The following is a 19,349-nucleotide window of genomic DNA, read 5'->3' as shown; positions in this document are numbered from 1 at the left end:
CCAGTCATGCGCTGCTGGTCTGCACTCTGGCAGCAGCGGCAGAGCCGATGTCGGGCCAAAATGGCCTCACGCACCGCCAGCCTCCGGTGAAGCACCGCCTCACCATCCACTTCCCCAGCGAGGCGGTGCACCAGCCGATCACCTACAGGCTGGCGGTTGATTTCGATGTGGCCGCCAAGATCCTCCGGGCCCAGATCGCTCCCAACCGCAGTGGAACGATGGTGGTGGAGCTCTCCGGAGACATCGACGAACTGGCCGCAGCTGAACTCTGGCTGGAGGAGCAGGGACTGGAGCTGGACCGGGCCTTAGGCGAAATCCGGATCGATCGCCAGCGCTGCATCGATTGCGGTCTCTGCACCAGCGTCTGCCCCAGTGGCGCCCTCAGCAGCGGCCAGCCCGATTGGCGGCTGAGCTTCGATGCCCAGCGCTGCCTGGTCTGCGAACAGTGCATCCCCAGCTGCCCGCTCGAGGCGATCGACCTGGTGCTGACAGGCCGATGCTGAAACCCCTTTCAGTTGGCCTGTTCAAATCGGTGCTGGGCTTCACCCTGCTGCCGCTGCGGGCTCCGCTGCTCCTGGTGCTGCTCGGGGTCAGTGTCTACCTGGGAATTCACTGGTCGTTGCATGAGGCGCCCTCCCACGCCATGCACGGGATCTTGGGAGGCGCCCGGCAGCTCTATTGGTCGGCCGAATGCTTCCAGGCCGTCACGGTGGTGGTGATCTGCACGATGCCGGATCTGCTGCTGCGCCAGCTTTCGGCGGTGATGGCCGCCAGCCGGGTGATGACTCTGGTGGTCAGCTTGTTGCTGGTGACAGTCGCCGGCCTTTACTTGCTGAAGCTGAGCGCTTTGGCCGATGTGGTGATCCTGGCGGCCGCGGTGCTGCTGGCCCGGCTGGACCTCACCCGGATCCGGGTGGTGCCGCCACCGGTGATGGCTGCCATCGGCCTGAGCACCTACGTGATGGTGGGGGTTTGGCTGGGCCGCCTCTGGCACCAGTCCGGGGGGCTGCTGGGTCTTTAGCTGCCGGGCTTCTTGCAGCCCCGCTTGTCCAGCTGCTGGTAGGTCCAGAGACTGCCCAGCACCTTCTTGGCGTAGATGCGGGTTTCGGGGAAGGGAATGGCCTCCACCCAGAGTTCCGGCTCAGCGCGGAGCGTCGGTGTCAGCCAGGTCTGCACGGCAGCGGGGCCGGCGTTGTAGCTGGCGATGGTCAGGAAGGGGTTCCCCTGCCATTGCCGCAGCAACCCCGCCAGGTAACGCGCGCTCAGCTGGGCATTGAGCTGGGGCTGGCGCAGCTGGGCGTTGGTCACGGAGCGACCGGCCAACTCGGCGGCGGTGGCCGGCATCAACTGCAGCAGCCCCACGGCGCCGGCTGGCGAGGCCACCCCGGCGCTGAAGCGTGACTCCTGCTTGGCCACGGCCAGCAGCAGGGTGGGATCCAGGCCCGCGGCTGCGGCGGCTCCGGCGAAGACCGGGCCATGGCGAACCGGATGGAGCGATCGCTCCAGGGGAAGGGCGGCCGGGCAAGGGACGCCGACCCAAAGCAGGCTGGCCTGCTCCAGCTGGGCCAGGCCCATCCAGTCATCGCCGACGCCCTGGCGCAACCGGCCCTCCAGGATCAGCCGCTCGGGCGCAACGGGGGGGCGGTTGCCCCGCTGGTGCCGCCACTCCTCCCAGGCTTCGAGGGGCTGATTGAGTCGCCAGAGGCGATCCAGACCCAGCTGGCCGCTCTGTAAGGGCTGCCAGGCGGATGGCTGCAGGGCCGTAGGCGCTGCCGGGGCCTTCAGCCGCAGTGGGCTGCCCTCCTCCCCCAGCCGCACCGTGGCGCGCCAGCCGTAGTAGCCCCAGAGTGAGCGCAGCAGTTGCTGCTGCCAGCGGCGCCGGGCCTGCTCCGCCTGACCCAGCTGCTGTTCGGCATAGCCCAACCAGAACAGCTGCCGGACCGCCAGGGGGGTCGGCAACTGCTCGGGGTTCAGCGTGCCGAGCAGCTCAGCGGCCGCGGCCCACTCCCGCTTCAGGAGCTTTTGGCGGGCCAGCTCCCAGGCCAGATCCCAACTGGCCGGATCGGCCGGCCAGCGGGTCAACACTTGCCGCCACCCCTGGCCGCTCTCCAGGGCGAGGCGGGCCTGCACCGGCGCGGACTGCCGCAGGGCTGGCGGCAGTCCGGCCAGCAAGGCCAGGGCGCCCGGGCCCGGGCGCTGGCTGAGCAGGCGGCTGGCTTCGGCAGCCTCCCCACTGGCGGGTTGCCCCTGGATCAGGGCCAGCAGCCGCTGCTCCCCCTGGGCGGACTCCGCCTCCGTTCCCTTCAGCAGCGCCCGGCCCAGGGCCAGCTCGGTGCCAGCCGTGCCCCGCCGGCGGCCGAGGCAGCTGAGGGCCGCCGGCCCATCGCCCAACTGGGCCAAGGCGCCGGCGAGCTGGCTGCGCTCGTCGGGGCTGAGGCTGGCGGAGCTGGGGCCGCAGGCCTGGCGGATCCGCTGCTCGGCCCCGGGCCAGCGAGCGCCCCAGCGGGCCAGGTGCAAGGCTCCAGCGCGTCGTTCGGCCGCGCCTGGCCCCGCCTCCACCGCCGCGGCCAGGGCAGCGGGATGGGCGGGGAAGCGCCGCCACAACGTCTGGTGGTTGCGCGGCTCCTCGCGGCCGAGGGCGTAGAGGGCGTCGGCGGTGGCCGGGGCTGAAGGGAATCGCCGCAGCAGTTGGCGCCAGAGGGCCGTGGCCCGGGAGCCCTGGGCCACGGCCTCGGCGCTCTGGGCATCGCGTTTCAGCACCAGGGCGGCCAGGGGATCCGGCCCCCAGCCCTGGCCGGCCAGCAGGCTTTGGCGACGGGCGGGGTTGGCTTCAGCCCCGGAAACCAGCAGCAGGCTGGCCTCCCGCCGCCGTTGGGGGTCGGGATCCCACTGCCGGGTTCGCTCCAGCTGGGCCATGGGGGAGGCCGGGGTGGGCAGGGGCCGCAGCAGCAGGGCTTGGCGGCCGAGCAGCAGCAGGGCGCCGCTGCCGAAGAGGGTGAGGGCAAGGGTGAGGGGCCCCCGCGCCGAAACGTTGCTCATGGCTTGGCATTCTGGGGGGGTGCCAGTTCTGACCATGGGCCTGCTTCCGTCCCTGCCGCCCCGCTTCAGCAGCCTGCCGGGAGCGTCCCAGCGCCGCCGCGCCCTGGTGGTGGCCGCGCTGGCGGCCCTGGTGTGGGTGTTGCGACCCCTCTGGCCCCTGGTCGCCCTGCCGGGCTGGGTGGTGGGCGGCCTGCTGCTTTGGGCCGTGGTCGAACTGGTGCGCTGGGCCTGGTGGCCTCGCCGCAGCGCGTAACCTGCTGGCCAGCAACGGGTGCCTGGATGACCGAGCCGGCCAGCCTTCTAGTCGGCCCACCACTGGGCCATGGCCTTGCCGGTTTCGGCACCGATGGCATCCGCGGCCGGGTTGGCAGCTTGATCACGCCGGCCCTGGCCTTGCAGGTGGGCTACTGGGCCGGTCAGGTGCTGCCGCCGGAGCGGCCGGTGCTGATCGGGATGGACTCCCGCAGCAGCAGTCCGATGCTGGCGGCGGCCCTGACGGCGGGCCTGACCGCCGCCGGCCGCGAGGTCTGGAATCTGGGCCTCTGCCCCACGCCGGCGGTGCCCGGCACGATCCGCCGGCTCGGGGCGGCCGGCGGCCTGATGGTGTCCGCCAGCCACAACCCGCCGGAGGACAACGGCATCAAGCTGTTCGGGAGCACCGGCGCCAAGCTGAGCCGGCAGGAGCAGGAGGCGATCGAGGCCGGTCTGCGCGGTGATCGGACCGGGCACGGTTCAGGTTCCCATCCTGCCGAGCCCGCAGCCGATCATTGCGGCCCGGCCCATCAACGCGAGGACCTGTTGCAGCTCTACAGCAGGTCGCTGATCGAGAGCGTGGCCGGCCGCCGCCTCGATGGTTGCGCAATCGTGCTCGACCTCTGCTGGGGATCGGCCACCGCCTGTGGTGAGGAGGTGTTTCGGGCCCTGGGCGCCGAGCTCACCGTGCTGCATGGCCAGCCCGACGGCCATCGCATCAACGTGGGCTGCGGCAGCACCCACCTGGAGCCCTTGCGCCAGGCCGTGCTGGCGGCAGGGGCCACAATGGGCTTCGCTTTCGATGGCGACGCCGACCGGATGCTGGCGGTGGACGGCCGTGGGCGGGTGGTAGACGGCGATCAGATCCTCTTCCTGTGGGGCGGCGCCCTGCAGGAGGCCGCCCAGCTGCCGGACAACCGGCTGGTGGCCACGGTGATGTCGAACCTGGGTTTCGAGCGGGCCTGGCAGGGCCGCGGCGGCGTGCTGGATCGCACCGCCGTCGGCGATCAGCATGTTCATGCGGCCATGGAGGCCAGCGGTGCCGCCCTGGGCGGGGAGCAATCCGGCCACATCCTCTCGGCCCAGCACGGCATGAGCGGCGATGGCCTGCTCACTGCCCTGCAGGTGGCCACCTTGATCCACGGCCGCGGCGGCTCTCTGGCCGACTGGCTGGAGGGCAGCTTCCGTCCCTATCCCCAACGGCTGGTCAACGTCACGGTGCCGGACCGCCAGCGGCGGCAGCAGTGGCAGCACAGCGTGCCGCTGCGGGAGGCGGTGGAGCAGGCCGAGGCGGCGATGGCCGGCTGCGGCCGGGTGCTGGTGCGGGCCAGCGGCACCGAACCCCTGCTGCGGGTGATGGTCGAAGCGGCCGAACAGGAGCTCGTGGACCACTGGGCGACGCGCCTGGCGGCTCTGGTTGAGGACCAGCTCAACGCGGCCTGAGCAGGGCATCGGCGGCAAGCCAGAGGGCTCCATCACAGGCATCGCCCCTGGCGGCAACCGGCTCGGCCCCGGGCAGAGTGTGCTGGAGTTCGGCCCCATAGGCCGCGGCGAAGCAGGGCAGATGGGTGAGGGCGCCACCAAGGCCGCAGACCCGCACCTGTTCCATGCCAAGCGCCCGAGCGACCCCCTGCACCAGATCGGCCAGGCCCCGGGCCGAGGCAGTCAGCACCGAGCGGGCCTCCGGATCCCCTGCGGCCGCCAGGGCGTCCACCGTGGGGGCGAGCCGGGCAAAACCGGCCGCGCCGAAACCGGCATCCACCACCAGGGCCTTGATCCGCTGGGCCGTGATCTCCTCGGCTGTGTTGTCTTGAACCGTGGCCGGCAGGTCCAGTTGGCTCCAGAGCGACTCCCGCAGGGGGGTCATCGGCCGGCGGCCATCGGCCATCTCCAGGGAGAGAGCCAGGGCATCGCGGCCGATGTCGCAGGCGGAGCCGGAGCGATCCAGCAGCCAGCCCCAGCCACCACAGCGGTGCTCGCGACCCGCTGGATTCCGGCCCAGGGCGATGCAGCCGGTGCCGCTGATCACCACGATGCCCACACCCGGGCCCTGCCGATCACCGAGGGCGCCGCGCAGGGCCGTGCGCTCATCGCCCGTCACCAACACTCGCTGCGCTGGAAGGCCAAGGGCGGCGGCGGCCAGGGCCGCCCCCCTCTCCTGCACCGCCGTGCCCTGCTCGATCCCGCTCGCCCCCACCGTGGCGGCGGCCAGATCAGGCCGCCAGCCAGCCTCCCCCCCGGCCCGGCGCAGGCTGGCCGAGAGGGCTTCGCTGAAGCGCGCCTTTCCGCCGCTGGCCGCCAGGTGGCTGACGCCCGGACCCTGGCCCTCCCCCAAGATTTGGAGCTGTCCGTCGCCCTGGAGCCGGGCCAGGCGGCAGGTGGTGTGGGTCTGGCCGGCATCGAAGCCCGCCAGCAGGCGCCCCTCCCCTTCCGGGCCCTCAGCCATCTCGGCCCGGCTGAACGGCCAGGGTGGCCAGGCAGAACCAGCCGATCAGCTGCACCTCCGGGCGGAAGAAGATCGTGTCGGTGAGGCCCTGCACTCCGAGACCAACGATCGCTGCCACGCAGCCGAGGGCCGGCAGGGCCAGACCGGCCTCGCTTCGCAGTTGGCCCAATCCGCAGCGCAAACTGCTCCAGAGCAGGCCAAGACCGGCCAGCAGAGCGGGGATGCCCCCCTCGACGGCCAGCTCCAGGGGGATGGAGTAGGCGCTGAGGGCGTTGAACTTGGGTTGCTGGTAGAGGGGGTAGATCAGATTGAAGGCGTTGTTGCCCGGGCCGATTCCCAGCCAGGGGCGGTCCTGGACCATCTGCAGCGCCGCCATCCAGACATTGATGCGGAAGTTGTTGGAGCTGTCTTCGCGGCCGGCCACCAGGCTCATCAACCGCACCCGCAGCGGCTCCACCTGGGTGACGAGCACAGCCAGCACGGCCGCCGCTGCCAGCAGGAGCAGCAGGGGGAACAGGCGCCGCCAGAGGGCGGGCCAGTGGCGGGTCTGACGCAGCACCAGCAGCATGCCCAGGCTGCCCAGGGCCGCCACCATGCCCAGCCAGCCGCCGCGGCTGTAGGAGAGCACCAGGGCCACGATGCCGAGCACCAGGGCGGTGAGGGCGAAGAGACGGCCCCCCAGGCCCTTCCAGCGCAGCAGGGCCACCACGGCCAGGGGCAGGATCGGCAGCAGGTAGCCGGCCAACAGGTTGGGGTTCTCCAGGGTGCTGTAGATCCGCACCGTGCCCCGGGCCACCGAATTGGGATCCGACCAGCGGGCCAGGGCGGAGGAATCCACATAGAGCTGGCGGATGCCGATCACCGCCGTGACCAGCTGGCCGCCCAGCAGGGCAGCCACGACCCGGTCCCACCAGGCCGGGGCGGTGGCCAGCAGTTGGCGCGCCAGGGCGTACACACCCAGATAGCTGAGCAGCTTGAGCAGGCCCTTGGCCGCCGCGGCGGGCACCGGCGAGAAGCCGGTGGCCAGCACCGCCAAACCGACGAACAGCAGCAGCCAGCCACTGATCGGGCTGATCCGCCCCGGTGGGGTCTGCAGGGCCCAGATCACCCAGAGCAGGCCACTGGCGAGGATCAGCAGGCTCAGGCTGGTGCGGTTGAGCATCGGCAGACCGGCCATCAGGGCGCAGAGCACCAGCCCGGCCACGCCGCCCAGATGGCGCGACAGCCAGCCGCCGGGGACATTGGCCAGCAGGCCCTGCCAGCGCAGCAACCAGGGGATCGGCGGGGCGGGAGCAGCGGGGGAGGCGGCCGGCATCAAGGGCTAACGGCGATGGCCGGATTATGGGCCGATCCGTTGCGGCAAAACAGCACCCGGTACACCGGATCCCCCCGGCCGATCACCTGCAGCTCCCGTTCGGTGGGAACGGGCAGAGGGTTGGTGGGCCGCCAGGGCCGCGGATCGGTGGCGGGGCGCTCGAAGGCGCCGCTGGCCTCGGTGAGGGCCACCATCGGCTCGATCACCTCGGGAACATCGCTCTGCAGAAACAGTTCGGCACCGGGCGCGAGGGCGGCGGCGATCGCCGCCAGCAGCGGCGGTTGGAGCACGCGCCGCTTCTGGTGCTTCCGCTTGAACCAGGGGTCGGGAAACTGGATTGTCACCCTTTGAAGCTGCCCGGCCGGCAGGGCGGCGAGCCAGTCCTCGAGGCTCACGTTGGCGTTGCAAAACAGAAAGCGCAGGTTGGCCAGATCCAGGAGATGACGGTCGTTCTCGGCGGCGTCAACCAGCACCTGGCGGATCTCCACCCCCAGGAAGTTCCAACCCGGCTGCTGGGGGGCCAGCGCCAGCAGGAAGCGGCCGCGGGCGCTGCCGATGTCGAGATGCAGTGGCTGCTGGGGGTCAGCGAACAGCTGCCGCGGGGGCGGCAGGGGCCGGGGTTGCTGGTGCAGGCTGCTGAGCGGGTTGACGTGCTGGCGCACCACCGCTCACTCCCCGGCCGCAGGCGGATCCACTGGGGTGTTGGGCACCAGAAACCCCCAGCTGGCCGTGTAGCCGTGCAGATGGGTGTTGCCGGCCACCGGGCCGATCTCGCCGTTGCAAAAGGCTCCGGCGATCGGCAACCCCGGGAACTGCTCACGGCAGATCGTCACGTCGGCATTCGGCTGGCCGTAGAGCCCCTGTCCCCGGCCCAGGCAGGCGAACAGCAGGGCGGCCAGGGGGTCGGCGGCGCGCCGGGCCTGGCGCCGCAGCAGCAGCCGCGACTCCTGGCGGGAGGCAGTTGCATCACGGAGCTGGAACTGCACCTGCTGGCCCACCCGCAGCTTCTCGGCAACCGCCACGGCGCCGTTGCGGGGATCCACCCCCAGCAGGTTGCGCACCAGGAAGGCGGTGGGTTCGGGTTCGGCGCTGAGGCCGGAGAGGCTGAAACTGCTGCGGGCCACCCCCAGGAACAGGGAGTGCCGCACCAGCTCGCGCTCGGCGGGGGTGAGCGATTGCAGGATGCCCTGCAGGCAGTTCACAGGCGTGTTGCGTTCCTGGCCGCTGCTGAGCTGCAACACCACGTTGCGCTCCGCCTGCTCGATCTCGAACACCGGACCGATCGGCCGGCACCCCTGGGCCACCACCGGGTCGAGGCGCCACTGGCCACCGACCAGGCAGCCCACCGCGCCGCTCACCACCCGGTCTTCGAACAGCAGGGAGCCGTGGCTGGCGCTGTGGTGCCCTGCGATGCCCCCCATCTTGTCGACACCGGGAAAGCCGTAATCGATGCCGCTGATCAGGTCGTTGATGGCTTCGCTGGTGGGGTCGACGAACAGCAGCATCGAGCGCGCCCGGGCCGGATCCGCACCCACCCAGTCCACCCAGTCCTGGCTGTCGCCATCGAGATCGGGCAGGGCCTTGGTGTCGACTTCGAACAGCTGCAGCTCGGCGCCCGGCAGGCGCAGCAGGGTCACGCTCAGGGCGGGTTGCTGCTCCACCTCATGGGCCGCACCGCTGGCATCGGTGCCGACCACGCCACTACCGGCGCAGCCGATCCAGTGGCGGGCGTTGAGCTTGGCCTGCAGCAAGGGCAGCAGCCGTGGCAGGTCGCTGGCATAGCTGGAGGAGCAGAACACCAGGGCGAGATCGACGCCGCGCCGGGCACCCAGGCTTCGCACCACCTCGTCGACGGCCCCTTCGAGCGAGGCGTTGCGGGAGAGGGCCGCTTGGCAGAAGGCCGGGCCGTCGCCGCGTTGGAGCCAGGAAGGCAGTGTGAGCGCAGCCATGGCTCGGACCCTACTGCCGGTGCATGACTACGGATAATGGCGTTTCCCGTACCCCGTCTGTGCCCGATCCGCTTTATCGCACCCTGGTGTGGCTCGATTACCGGATGGCGGTGGTGTTCACCGTTGGCGTGCCCCTGGTGCTGCTGATCTGGGCCGCGATCCGGCGGGAGGGGTCGATGGTGCGGCTGCTGACGATCTACTGGAAGGTGGCCAGCCTGCTGGCGATCACCGTGTTGCTGCTGATCGGCGGCAGGCCGCTCGGCTACGGGCTGGCCGTGCTGGCCCAGGTGCTGATGGTGGCGTCGGTGTGGTTCTGGGTGGACCTCAACGAGGAGCTGGCCGATCTGCCGCCCTGGCGCCCCCTGCCGCTGACGGTGCGCTGTTGGCGCTGGGCGCTCACCTTCTTCGGCCTGCTGGGCGCGGCCCTGAGCGCCTCGGGCCTGGGCTGCCTGGGCGGGCAGCTGCAGCGCCCCTTCTGCCAGGTGTGGCTGGAGGCTCCACGAGGGCTTCACCTGGGGGCGGCCCAGGTGGTCGGTTTCGTCTTCGGCGCCGACCTCACACCGCCGCTCACCGCCTTCCTCGGCTACGCGGGCCTGGTGGCCTACGTGGTGGGCCTGCTTCAGTGGCTGGTGGTGCGCCTGCCCCGGCAGGGTCGGGTGGCGGGGGGGTTCTGATGCCCCCGACCACCCTCGCCCAGCTCGAAGCCCTCAGCCGCTCGCGGCCGGACCGGGTGCTGAGGCTGCGGGGCAGGCTGCCGGCGGCTCCAGCGGACGGACAGCCCGATGAACCCAAGGCAGACGGCGAGCCGTTCGCGCTGCTGATCTTCCGCGGCTTCTCCAGCAGCATCACCCATCCCACCGCCTTCGACCCCGACCAGCCGGCCCTGCCGGCCGGGGCGGTGCTGGTCAGTGCCGAGCTGCTGAAAGGTCCCCTGGACCCCAGGGCCGAGGAGGTGCTGGCCGGGCCGCTGCCGGTGGAGACCCTGCTGGATCCGGCGGCCTGGCTATAGGGGACGGATTTCAGCAGACCCCCCTGTCCATGGCCCACCAGGCCTGGCGCAGGGTGTCGTCGGCCCCGAGGTTGCCCGGGAAGGTGAGCAGGGGCAGAGACGGGAAGCGGGGGTGATCGGCCGGCAGCCGCAGCAAGGAAAGCCCCGGCATCAGCTGGCCCTCCAGCCGCACCGAGCCCAGCGCCAGCCCTGCGCTGAGCAGCGCCTGGGTGGTGGTGCCGCCCTTGCTGATCAGGTAGCCAAGGTCGTCTGGAAGGCGCACGGCGACCCGGGCCATCAGCCCCGCCAGGGCCAGGCCCAGCTGCTGGAGCTCCTTCTTATCGCGGCAGGGATGCTCACCGCGACTGGTGAACAGCACCGGCGTCCGGCCGGCGCGGTGGTGGAGGGCCATCGCCGCCGCCAGCTCCAGCTCCAATTCCGGGCCGTGCGCGCGGCCCCTGAGCTCCGCCAGCAGCCGCGCCACCGGCAGCTCCACCCCGGCGCAGGTGGGCTCCGCCAGCAGAGCCTCCAGCTGCCGGTCGCTGAGGGGCACATGGGAGCCCACCAGCACGGCACCGGGCGCCCCACCCCGGCGCAGCGCCGCCAGGGCGCCGGGCGTGAGCGGCTGGGGTGGCAGATCCGCCAGGCCCTTCAAGAGGCTGGCGGCGGACTGAACCAGCAGTCGACGGGGGCGCGGCCCCGGCAGGACGGCCCGGTCTGGGGGCGCCACCACGGCCCGCACCGCCGCCCCCAGGACCTGGAGCTGCTCAGGCCGCTCTGCATCGACCACCAGAAACCGATTCCCCTCCAGCCCCTCCAGCCGGCTGGCCAGGTCCATCGCCCGCTGGGGCCGCAGCTCCTCCAGGCCGATCCGCCCCACCTCGCTCGCCAGGATGCGACCGCCGCTCTTCGCCTCGATCCAGTCGGGCAGAAAGCTGGTGCCGTAGCCGAAGCGGGCATCCCGACCGAAGGGGGAGCGGTGCACCGGTTCGCCATGCAGCAGGTGCACCCCCTCCACCGTGGTGCGCCCCCCCTCCACGAAGGCCGGCACCAGCAGGGTGGCATCGAAGGGACCGAGCTCCTGGTTGATCACCTCCACCTCCAGCGGAAAGTGGCCCCGCAGGGTGGAGTCCCCCCGGCTGACCAGCAGCCACCGGGACAGCTCCGCCTCCGCCAGGGCGGGCTTCAGGGCCCGGCAGATCTCCCGCACCCGCGCCGCCGCCGCCGCCGCCGCCATGGCCCTGGTGTCGGCCAGCAGAAACAGCAGGGGGGAGGGGTCCCGCAAGCCCGCCACAAGGGTGCGGTGATCCCAGCCCAGCAGCAGCGGGCAGCTGTGCACCGCCTGGGAGCCGGTGGGATCGTCATCGATCACGACGATCTTCAGCGCTGGCCCTCCAATCGCCATGGCACCATCGTGCCGTGATCACGCCCGAGCCCCACGAACTGGCCGATCTGGTGCGGCAGCTGCACGCCGCCGGCACCCCCTGGCTGCCGGCCGGCCTGGCCAGCCGGCTCAGCTGGGGACCGGCGGTGCAGGGCCCAGTCACCGTGGTGAGTTGCAGGAGCCTCAACCGCATCCTCGACCACGCCGTCGGTGATTTCACCGTGACCGTGGAGGCGGGAACCCCGTTGCGGGAGCTGCAGGACGCGCTGCGCAGCAAGCACCAGTGGTTGGCGATCGACTGGCCCTGGGGCAGCGAGGCCGATGGGGCGGGCGCCGGTTCGATCGGCGGCCTGGTAGCCCGCGGCCTGGCTGGTGGCCTCTGCCATCGCTACCTCGGTGTGCGCGATCAACTGATCGGCATTGGCCTGATGCGAGCCGATGGGGTCGCAGCCCGGGCGGGGGGCAAGGTGGTCAAGAACGTGGCCGGCTACGACCTGATGCGGCTGTTCACCGGCAGCTGGGGGTCCCTGGGGCTGATCACCGAACTCACCCTGCGCACCACACCCCAGCCTCCGCAACGGCTGGGGTTGCTGCTGCAGGGTTCCATCGAGCCGCTCGATGGGCTGCGCCGCTGGCTGCTGCGCTCAAGTCTCACCCCGGAGCTGATCGATTGGTGGAGCCCGGCCCTGAGCCGCCAGGCGGCCCGGGAGCCCCTCAATGCCCTGCTGCTGAGCCTGGCCAGCGTCAGTGCCGAGGCCCTGGCTGATCAGAGCGTCGAAATTCAGCGCCGCGCCGAAGCCCTTGCCCTCCACTGCCAACCGCTTGATCAGGAGCGGCTCGAGGCCCTGCGGGCGGTGGCCCTCGGCGAGAGAGGAGCCCTCGGCGAGACCGGCGACCAGGGATGGCTGCTGCGGCTGGGGCTGCTGCCCAGCCACGCGGCGGCTCTCTTGGCTGAACGCGGCCTCAGGGATCTGCCTCTGGTGCTTGGTTCCGGCAGCGGCCTCGGCTTCGCCTGGGCCCCGGCGGATGCCCTGCCGGCCTACCGGGTCGAAGAGCTGCGCAGGCTCTGCCAGAAACTCGGCGGCTTTCTCACCGTGCTGGAGCAACCCTCCCCCCGGGCCCTTCCCGCCTGGCAGGACGCCCCTTCCCGCCCGCTGATCGAGGCGGTGAAACGGGAGTTCGATCCCAAGCAACAGTTGGCGCGGGGCCGACTGCCGGGGGTGCAGGCGAGGCCCAGCCCGTGCGCTTAGTCCCTCAGCAGCACATAGCGGCAGCGCAGGTGTTGTTGTTCGCCGGGCGGCAGGTCCAGCCGCCGCTCGCCGCTGAGCAGTGCCCCGCGCGGCGCGGTCCAGGGCTCCAGGCAGACCATCGGCCGGGGCGGATCGGTCCAGACCACCGCCAGATCGAAGGGGGCTGTGAGCTGCAGTTCCACAGCAAAGCCTGCGGTGCGGTCCCTCAGCCTTACGGGTCCGGCGGGGTCGGCCAGCAGATCCACCCCCTGCTCCAGATGGGCCAGCTGCGCCGTGCTGTCGGCGGCGGCCATGGTGAGGTGGTTCAGGCAGCGCTCCGGGAGACCCTCCAGGGCCGTGGCCGCCAACGAGGACACGGCGAAGTAGGGGTGCAGGCCGAAGGCGAAGGGCAGCGGCCGATCCCCGCTGTTCTCCACCACCGCCGTGATCGCCAGGGCCGAGGGCTCCAGCCGCAACTCCAGGCTCAGGCGGAAGGGAAAGGGATACTGCGACCGGGTGGCGGCGCTGTCCCTGAGGATCAGGCGCACCCCGCTTTCGTCCGCCAACGCCTCCAGCGCCCAGGGCAGATCACGGGCGAAGCCGTGCTGCTTCAAGGTGAATTCCCCCTCGGGCAACGGCAGCCGATCGCCCGGCAGATTGCCGCAGATCGGGAACAGCACCGGCATCCCCCCCCGCACCGACAGGGCCGGATTGGCGAAGCGCTCCTGATCGAGATAGACAAGCTCGCGGCCGTTGCAGCGCCAACCGGTGAGCAGCCCGCCACGCTCAGGGACGACCCGCAGTTGATCGCCACTGGCTGGATCCTCGAATTCCCAGTGGGGATAGGGCGACGGGCGAAAAATCAGCGACATGGCAGGGTCAAAGGGGGGGTCGTCCGGCTCGTCCTCAGGCTGGGGCCAGTTTGTCCAGCCAGTCCAGCAGGGCGGCATTCACCTGGTCGGGCACCTCGTCGTGGGGGCAGTGGCCGGCGTCAAGCACCACCTCGGTGGCCAGCGGGGCATGGCGCTGGAAGGCCCCCCGGCGGCCGGCGGCGTTGATCCAGGGGTCGCGGATGCCCCAGAGCAGCAGCAGCGGCGCCGTGAGCTGGGCGAACAATTCGTCGAGGGGCTGGCCGCGGGGAATGTCGAACACGGTGCGGAACACGCCGAAGGCACCGGGGTCGAGGGACGGCCGGCGGATCGATTCGATCAGGGCCTCATCCACATTGGTGCGATCGATGTACACCTGGTTCAGGGTGCGGCGGATCGTCGAGCGCCGCCGCAGGTTTTCGAACAGCAGCCGCTGCAGCACTGGGCTGCCCAGCAGGGCCCCGCCGATCGTGCGACGGGTGATCGCGCCCCAGCCCTGCGGTTCGGCCTGTTCATCGCTGAACGGTCCGGCCGCGTTGATCAGCACCACCCCGGCCGCCTGGGCACCGAGGGCTGCGCCGGCGGCCAGCACGGCGAAGCCGCCGAGGGAGTTGCCCACCAGCACCGTGGGCCGGCCGATGCGCTCGTTCACGTAGGCCACGAGCTGATCCCGCCAGAGGGCACCGCCGTAGGCCAGGCCGGCCGGCTTGGAACTGCGGCCGAAGCCGAGCAGGTCGATGGCATGCACGTCGTAGCGCTCGGCCAGCACGGGAATGTTGAAGCGCCAATGGTCTGTGGAGGCGCCGAAGCCATGCACCAGCAGGATCGCGGGACCCACCGGCTCGGCCGGGCAGCGGCGGAGGGCATGCACAGCATGGCCCTGGTAGGTCCAGGCCTCCTGCAACGCCGGCAGGGGCTTGGGGACAGAGAGGGTCACCGCGGATCTGACTTGTTCATCGATGCTAGGAAGCGTTCTGCAACCTCCGCACCGTGGACGACTGGTCGAACTTGCTGCCTGGCATGGCGTTGTGGGCGCTGGCGCTCTACCTCCCCCTCTCGGTGCCGCTGGGGCGGTTCGAGGCCGCCCTGGCGGAAGGGCCCCTGGGGGAAGGCCTGCGCCAGATCGCCCTGCTGGTGAGCAGCCTGCTGCTGGCCGGGGCGGTGGGCGGTGCCACCCAGCTGGGCCTGAGCTGGGCGCTCAGCCCGAGCTGGGCGGCCAGCCTCGGCCTGATGGCCGTGCTCTCCGCCGCCTTCTGGACCCTGGCCTCACGCCGGGGGGACTGAGCGCCAGTCAAGCCAGGGCAGGCCAGGGATGATCGCAGCCGTGGCGGCCCGGTAGGCGGCGTAGCCGGGGTGCCTGGCGAGCAGGCCGCGTTCCTCACGCCTGGCCTTGCCGCCCAGCACCCCCGCCAGAGCCAGCAGCAGGGCGAGGTGGAACAGGCTGCCCAGGGCCAGGCAAATTCCCAGTGAGCCGATCAGCAGGGCCTGATAGAGGGGGTGGCGGCAGCGGCCATAGGCGCCGGTGGTCACCAGGGCCGCTCCGGGCTTCGGATCGGGCAGCGGGCTCAGGCTGTCCCCGAGGTTGAGAAAGGAGGCCGCCGCCAGGGCCAGGCCCAGGGCCAGGAGCCCCCATCCAGTGATGGCCAGAGAACGGGGCCAGGCCACCCCGAGGATGGCTGGGGTCGGCAGGACCGGCAGCAGGTGCAGCAGGATCAGCACGCCCTGGGCGGCGAGCCACCATTCCCCCTGGCGGTTGTCGGCCAGACCGGCCCAGCTCAGGCCCCAACCCCGCAGGGGCTCAGGCAGGTTGTTCGGCAACGGGGTCCTTGCGGCTCAACACCAGTCTGAGCAGCACGGGAGCCAGGAAGGTGGTGCCGATCACCATCAACAGGATGGCCGCCTCCAAGGAAGGGGTGAGCAGGCCGGCGCTGGTGCCCAAGCCGAGGAAGATCAGGCCCACCTCGCCCCGGGGCATCATGCCCAGCCCCACCACCAGCCGGTTGGTGGGCTTGTCGCTCAGGAAGCTCCAGCCCGACACCAGCTTGCCGGCAATCGCTGCCACCAGCAGGAAGGCCGCCACCACCAGGCCGGCCCGGTTGGCGGGATCGGCCGGGTTGATCACCGAGAGATCCATGCTGGTGCCGATCAGCACGAAGAAGATCGTGGCAAACAGCGACACCAGGGGAACCACGGAACCCTGAATGGCCTTGGTGTGCTTCGAGGAGCTGAGGATCAGGCCGGCTGCAAAGGCCCCCAGGGCCGCCTCCAGCCCGATGGCTGTGGCGGCGAAGCAGCAGAGGCAGAGCACCAGGAAGGAGGCCACGATCACTTCGCCGGGGGCCTTGAGTCGATCGAGCAACCAGTCGAAGCCCGGGGCGGCGGTGCGACTCAGCACCAGGGCAACTACAACGAACAGGGCGGCGGCTGCGCAGAGCTTGATGATCGGACCCGCCTCCAGATCGCCCCCGACCCCCAAGGCCACCACCACCGCCAGGATGACGATGCCGAGGATGTCATCGAGCACGGCGGCACCGATCACGATCTGCCCCTCGCGGGTCTTGAGGTACTCGAGTTCGCTGAACACGCTGGCGGTGATGCCGATGCTGGTCGCGGTCATCGAGGCGCCGGCGAACACCGCTGGAATCAGATCCACATGGAAGATGGCCATGAGACCAGCCGTGCCCAGGGCGAAGGGGAGCACCACCCCGGCCAAGGCCACGGTGGAAGCCTGGGCCCCCACGGCGATCAGCTCATCCAGTTCGCTCTCCAGCCCCGTGAGGAAGAGCAGGGCATAGAGGCCCAGGGTGGAAATGCCCTTGAGGATGGGAAACGACTCCTCATAGATGCCCTGAATCTCACTGGGCGGGATGTCTGCCAGGCCGCCCAGGAGCCTGAGCATGCCGGCATTCAGTTCAGCATGGGTTTCGGGCGGCACCACGAGATGCAGACCGGAGGCGCCGATCAGCACACCGGCGATCAGTTCGCCGAGGATGCTGGGCAGCTGGAACCGCACCAGGAGTTCCGCCAGGGTGCGGGCCGCCACGAAGATCACAACGAAGCTGCCGACGCCGATGAGGGTTTCAGCCACCTCCACCTGGTGGTGGCTCAGTTCCAGAAGGATGGTCGGGACGATCATTCAGCCAGGGGGCCCCACTCAGGGGTGCCGGAAATTCTGGCGACCCTAAGGCCAGCCCCTGTTGCAGTGAGTCCATTCCCCACCGAACAGCCGAGGGAGCCGGCAGGCCGGGCGGCACTTGATCCGTGAATCCACATCAAAACCCGCCCTGATCTGGAGGCTTTCCGCTGAATGTGTTGGGGAAGGCATCTCTGGCTGACTGAGCTGCCTACGGTCCGTTTCTGCGCCGTCTTTCGTGATGACGATCAGCCCTCCGACCTCGCCAGCCGCCAGCGTCACCTCCTCTGACTCCGTTGCGCCAATAGGCCCCCAGCCCCTGAGCAGCGAGGAGGCGCGCTTGCTCGACGCCTGGTGGCGAGCTGCCAACTACCTGGCCGTCGGGATGATCTACCTGCAGGCCAACCCCCTGCTGAAGGAACCCCTGCTGCACGAGCACATCAAGAACCGGCTGCTGGGCCACTGGGGTTCGAGCCCTGGCCAGGCCTTCATCTGGACCCACGCCAACCGGCTGATCCGCGCCCACGACCTCGACATGATCTATCTGTCGGGTCCGGGCCACGGCGCCCCAGGGGTGCTGGGCCCCGCCTACCTCGACGGCAGCTACAGCGAGGTCTATCCCGACAAGAGCCAGGACGCCGAGGGGATGCGCTCCTTCTTCAAGCAGTTCTCCTTCCCCGGCCACATCGGCAGCCACTGCACCCCGGAAACCCCCGGATCGATCCATGAAGGCGGCGAGCTCGGCTACGTGCTCTCCCACGCCTGTGGCGCGGTGTTCGACAACCCGGAGCTGATCGCCCTGGCCTGCGTGGGCGACGGCGAAGCCGAAACAGGCCCCCTGGCCACCTCCTGGCACATCAACAAGTTCCTCAACCCGATCAGCGACGGCGCCGTGCTGCCTGTGCTGCACCTCAACGGCTACAAGATCGCCAACCCCACGATTCTGGCCCGGATCAGCCGTGAGGAGCTGGAGAACCTGATGCGGGGCTATGGCTGGAACCCGCTGTTCGTTGAGGGGCACGAGCCGCAGGCCATGCACCAGGCGATGGCGGCCGCCATGGATGCGGCCGTGGAGCAAATCCTGGAAATTCGCGCCCAGGCCCGCCACAGCGGTGGCGAGGCGATCCGGCCCGCCTGGCCGATGATTGTGCTGCGTTCCCCCAAGGGCTGGACAGGCCCTGCCGAACTCAACGGCAAGAAGCTGGAGAATTTCTGGCGCTCCCACCAGGTGCCGCTGCCGGCCCCCAACAAGGATCCCGAGCAGCTCAAGATGCTGGAGAGTTGGCTGCGGAGCTACCGCCCCGAGGAACTCTTCGATGCCAACGGCACCCTGATCCCCGAACTGCGGGCGCTGTCACCCTCGGGCCCGCGGCGGATGGGCTCCAGCCCCCACGCCAACGGCGGCCTGCTGCGCCGCAAGCTGCGCCTGCCGCCGATCGAGACCTACGCGGTGACGGTGGACCGCCCCGGCCAGATCGAACACGAGAACACCTACCCGCTCGGTGAACTGCTGCGCGACACGATCGTCCGCAATCCCGACTCCATGCGGGTGTTCGGCCCGGACGAAACCGCCTCCAACCGCCTGCAGGCGGTCTACGAGGTGAGCAAGAAGGTGTGGATGGAAGACATCCTTGCCGAGGACAGCGGCGGCAGCGAACTGGCCCGCAACGGCCGGGTGGTGGAGATGCTCTCCGAGCACACCCTGGTGGGAATGATGGAGGGCTACCTGCTCACCGGCCGCAACGGCTTCTTCCACACCTACGAGGCTTTCGCCCATGTGATCGCCTCGATGTTCAACCAGCACGCCAAGTGGCTGGAATCCTGCATCCACCACGCCCCCTGGCGGGCGCCGATCGGGCCGTGGAACTGCCTGATCAGCTCCACGGTGTGGCGGCAGGACCACAACGGCTTCACCCACCAGGACCCCGGCTTCATCGACCTGGCCGGCAACAAGAGCGGTGAAGTGGTGCGGGTCTACCTCCCGGCCGACGCCAACTGCCTGCTCGCGGTGGCCGAAGAGGCCTTCCTTGAAACCAACGTCTGCAACATCATCGTTTCCGACAAGCAGAAGCATCTTCAATACCTTTCGATCAAGCAGGCTCGCCAGCACGTGGCCAAGGGCATTGGCCTCTGGAGCTGGGCCAGCAACGACGACTGCGGCACCGAATCCGATGAACCCGATGTGGTGCTGGCCTGCGCCGGCGACATTCCGACCAAGGAGGTTCTGGCCGCGGTGGAAATCCTGCGCCAGGAGATCCCGCACCTCCGGATCCGCGTGCTGAACGTCGTCAAACTCTTCGCCCTCTCCGAGCCCAGTGAACATCCCCACGGGCTCTCCGATCGCGATTTCGACGGCCTGTTCACCACCGACAAGCCGGTGATCTTCAACTTCCACGGTTATCCGTGGTTGATCCATCGCCTCACCTACAGGCGCACCAACCACGCCAACATCCATGTGCGCGGCTACAAGGAAAAGGGCAACATCAACACACCCCTGGAGCTGGCGATGAACAATCAGGTTGATCGCTTCAACCTGGTGATTGACGTGATCAACAGGGTCCCCTCCCTTGGCTCCCGCGCCGCCCATGTGAAGGAGCGCATGAAGGAGGCGATCCTGGGACACCGGAGCTATGCCCACATCCATGGGATGGACTCCCCCGAGGTCACCGATTGGCGCTGGGGTCTGTCCACCGAATCGGGCCAGGCCTGATTCGGTCCGCTTGCTCCCGCAAGGCTGCTTCTCCC

19 protein-coding genes are annotated in these 19,349 nt (G+C 70.1%); 9 read left to right on the top strand and 10 right to left on the bottom strand.

The features are described 5' to 3' along the window. Positions 1-86: 86 nt before the first annotated feature. Positions 87-503 (top strand): NIL domain-containing protein, encoded by a 417-nt coding sequence (locus KBY66_RS04720; RefSeq protein ID WP_255088156.1) that lies wholly within the window; start codon positions 87-89, stop codon positions 501-503. After that, the gene (locus KBY66_RS04715) at positions 497-1,021 is read left to right on the top strand and encodes a hypothetical protein (RefSeq protein WP_255088060.1); all 525 of its coding nucleotides are present in this window, start codon (positions 497-499) and stop codon (positions 1,019-1,021) included. Before KBY66_RS04720 ends, KBY66_RS04715 begins: the two co-directional genes overlap by 7 nt. On the opposite strand, the gene KBY66_RS04710 is transcribed toward KBY66_RS04715, so the two are convergent. After that, a complete protein-coding gene (locus KBY66_RS04710; protein ID WP_255088059.1) occupies positions 1,018-3,039 on the bottom strand; it encodes a lytic transglycosylase domain-containing protein in 2,022 nt (673 codons plus the stop codon). The two genes, KBY66_RS04715 and KBY66_RS04710, sit on opposite strands and share 4 nt — an antisense overlap. 34 nt (positions 3,040-3,073) lie before the next feature. Between KBY66_RS04710 and KBY66_RS04705 the strand changes: the two genes are divergently transcribed. Both KBY66_RS04705 and glmM read left to right on the top strand, forming a co-directional pair. Continuing rightward, complete coding sequence (locus KBY66_RS04705; protein WP_255088058.1) at positions 3,074-3,292, top strand: hypothetical protein; 219 nt, start codon at positions 3,074-3,076, stop codon at positions 3,290-3,292. 26 nt (positions 3,293-3,318) lie between these two features. Next, positions 3,319-4,734 (top strand): phosphoglucosamine mutase, encoded by a 1,416-nt coding sequence (glmM, locus tag KBY66_RS04700; protein ID WP_255088057.1) that lies wholly within the window; start codon positions 3,319-3,321, stop codon positions 4,732-4,734. Here the strand turns inward: glmM and KBY66_RS04695 are convergent. Genes KBY66_RS04695 through KBY66_RS04680 form a run of 4 tightly spaced genes read right to left on the bottom strand, consistent with a single transcriptional unit; the run spans position 4,721 to position 9,001 of the window. Beyond that, positions 4,721-5,737, bottom strand: a complete 1,017-nt coding sequence (locus KBY66_RS04695) for an N-acetylglucosamine kinase (protein ID WP_255088056.1) — start codon at positions 5,735-5,737, stop codon at positions 4,721-4,723. The two genes, glmM and KBY66_RS04695, sit on opposite strands and share 14 nt — an antisense overlap. After that, a complete protein-coding gene (locus KBY66_RS04690; protein WP_255088055.1) occupies positions 5,730-7,052 on the bottom strand; it encodes an IctB family putative bicarbonate transporter in 1,323 nt (440 codons plus the stop codon). The genes KBY66_RS04695 and KBY66_RS04690 overlap by 8 nt, the downstream gene beginning before the upstream one ends. Further along, positions 7,052-7,714, bottom strand: coding sequence for a tRNA (guanosine(46)-N7)-methyltransferase TrmB (trmB, locus tag KBY66_RS04685; RefSeq protein ID WP_255088054.1), 663 nt, complete (start codon positions 7,712-7,714; stop codon positions 7,052-7,054). Before trmB ends, KBY66_RS04690 begins: the two co-directional genes overlap by 1 nt. Before the next feature lie 6 nt (positions 7,715-7,720). Continuing rightward, positions 7,721-9,001 carry an FIST N-terminal domain-containing protein gene (locus KBY66_RS04680; protein WP_255088053.1) on the bottom strand — a complete coding sequence of 427 codons (1,281 nt, stop codon included), beginning with the start codon at positions 8,999-9,001 and terminating at the stop codon, positions 7,721-7,723. Positions 9,002-9,060: 59 nt separating this feature from the next. Between KBY66_RS04680 and KBY66_RS04675 the strand changes: the two genes are divergently transcribed. Further along, a complete protein-coding gene (locus KBY66_RS04675) occupies positions 9,061-9,675 on the top strand; it encodes a DUF3177 family protein (RefSeq protein WP_255088052.1) in 615 nt (204 codons plus the stop codon). After that, entirely contained in the window at positions 9,675-10,010 is a 336-nt protein-coding gene (locus tag KBY66_RS04670) for a hypothetical protein (RefSeq protein ID WP_255088051.1), read from the top strand. Before KBY66_RS04675 ends, KBY66_RS04670 begins: the two co-directional genes overlap by 1 nt. Positions 10,011-10,020: 10 nt before the next feature. Here KBY66_RS04670 and KBY66_RS04665 read toward each other — a convergent pair whose 3' ends face one another. Next, entirely contained in the window at positions 10,021-11,394 is a 1,374-nt protein-coding gene (locus KBY66_RS04665; protein ID WP_255088050.1) for a four-carbon acid sugar kinase family protein, read from the bottom strand. A 14-nt stretch (positions 11,395-11,408) separates the two neighbouring features. Between KBY66_RS04665 and KBY66_RS04660 the strand changes: the two genes are divergently transcribed. Next, entirely contained in the window at positions 11,409-12,623 is a 1,215-nt protein-coding gene (locus KBY66_RS04660) for an FAD-binding oxidoreductase (RefSeq protein WP_255088049.1), read from the top strand. Here the strand turns inward: KBY66_RS04660 and KBY66_RS04655 are convergent. Further along, positions 12,620-13,474 carry a galactose mutarotase gene (locus KBY66_RS04655; RefSeq protein ID WP_255088048.1) on the bottom strand — a complete coding sequence of 285 codons (855 nt, stop codon included), beginning with the start codon at positions 13,472-13,474 and terminating at the stop codon, positions 12,620-12,622. The genes KBY66_RS04660 and KBY66_RS04655 overlap by 4 nt on opposite strands. Before the next feature lie 34 nt (positions 13,475-13,508). Next, a complete protein-coding gene (locus tag KBY66_RS04650) occupies positions 13,509-14,408 on the bottom strand; it encodes an alpha/beta fold hydrolase (RefSeq protein WP_255088047.1) in 900 nt (299 codons plus the stop codon). Between the two features lie 83 nt (positions 14,409-14,491). On the opposite strand from KBY66_RS04650, the gene KBY66_RS04645 reads away from it, so the two are divergent. Then, positions 14,492-14,755: a hypothetical protein gene (locus KBY66_RS04645; RefSeq protein ID WP_255088046.1), complete on the top strand. Its 264-nt coding sequence runs from the start codon at positions 14,492-14,494 to the stop codon at positions 14,753-14,755. Here the strand turns inward: KBY66_RS04645 and KBY66_RS04640 are convergent. Beyond that, complete coding sequence (locus tag KBY66_RS04640) at positions 14,738-15,289, bottom strand: methyltransferase family protein (protein ID WP_255088045.1); 552 nt, start codon at positions 15,287-15,289, stop codon at positions 14,738-14,740. The two genes, KBY66_RS04645 and KBY66_RS04640, sit on opposite strands and share 18 nt — an antisense overlap. Continuing rightward, positions 15,270-16,607, bottom strand: coding sequence for a cation:proton antiporter (locus KBY66_RS04635; protein ID WP_255088044.1), 1,338 nt, complete (start codon positions 16,605-16,607; stop codon positions 15,270-15,272). The genes KBY66_RS04640 and KBY66_RS04635 overlap by 20 nt, the downstream gene beginning before the upstream one ends. 238 nt (positions 16,608-16,845) lie before the next feature. On the opposite strand from KBY66_RS04635, the gene KBY66_RS04630 reads away from it, so the two are divergent. Then, a complete protein-coding gene (locus KBY66_RS04630) occupies positions 16,846-19,314 on the top strand; it encodes a phosphoketolase (RefSeq protein WP_255088043.1) in 2,469 nt (822 codons plus the stop codon). Positions 19,315-19,349: the final 35 nt, after the last annotated feature.

The sequence above is a fragment of the Synechococcus sp. Tobar12-5m-g genome (assembly GCF_024345415.1).
GTDB lineage: Bacteria > Cyanobacteriota > Cyanobacteriia > PCC-6307 > Cyanobiaceae > Regnicoccus.
The sequence above is the reverse complement of the archived record's forward strand: the minus strand, read 5'-3'. Positions and strand labels throughout refer to the sequence as shown.

Coding starts and splice junctions, on each gene's coding strand:
- KBY66_RS04715 (WP_255088060.1), top strand. CDS start 497: ATGCTGAAACCCCTTTCAGTTGGCCTGTTCAAATCGGTGCTGGGCTTC.
- KBY66_RS04710 (WP_255088059.1), bottom strand. CDS start 3,039: ATGAGCAACGTTTCGGCGCGGGGGCCCCTCACCCTTGCCCTCACCCTC.
- KBY66_RS04705 (WP_255088058.1), top strand. CDS start 3,074: ATGGGCCTGCTTCCGTCCCTGCCGCCCCGCTTCAGCAGCCTGCCGGGA.
- glmM (WP_255088057.1), top strand. CDS start 3,319: ATGACCGAGCCGGCCAGCCTTCTAGTCGGCCCACCACTGGGCCATGGC.
- KBY66_RS04695 (WP_255088056.1), bottom strand. CDS start 5,737: ATGGCTGAGGGCCCGGAAGGGGAGGGGCGCCTGCTGGCGGGCTTCGAT.
- KBY66_RS04690 (WP_255088055.1), bottom strand. CDS start 7,052: ATGCCGGCCGCCTCCCCCGCTGCTCCCGCCCCGCCGATCCCCTGGTTG.
- KBY66_RS04680 (WP_255088053.1), bottom strand. CDS start 9,001: ATGGCTGCGCTCACACTGCCTTCCTGGCTCCAACGCGGCGACGGCCCG.
- KBY66_RS04670 (WP_255088051.1), top strand. CDS start 9,675: ATGCCCCCGACCACCCTCGCCCAGCTCGAAGCCCTCAGCCGCTCGCGG.
- KBY66_RS04665 (WP_255088050.1), bottom strand. CDS start 11,394: ATGGCGATTGGAGGGCCAGCGCTGAAGATCGTCGTGATCGATGACGAT.
- KBY66_RS04655 (WP_255088048.1), bottom strand. CDS start 13,474: ATGTCGCTGATTTTTCGCCCGTCGCCCTATCCCCACTGGGAATTCGAG.
- KBY66_RS04645 (WP_255088046.1), top strand. CDS start 14,492: ATGGCGTTGTGGGCGCTGGCGCTCTACCTCCCCCTCTCGGTGCCGCTG.
- KBY66_RS04635 (WP_255088044.1), bottom strand. CDS start 16,607: ATGATCGTCCCGACCATCCTTCTGGAACTGAGCCACCACCAGGTGGAG.
- KBY66_RS04630 (WP_255088043.1), top strand. CDS start 16,846: ATGACGATCAGCCCTCCGACCTCGCCAGCCGCCAGCGTCACCTCCTCT.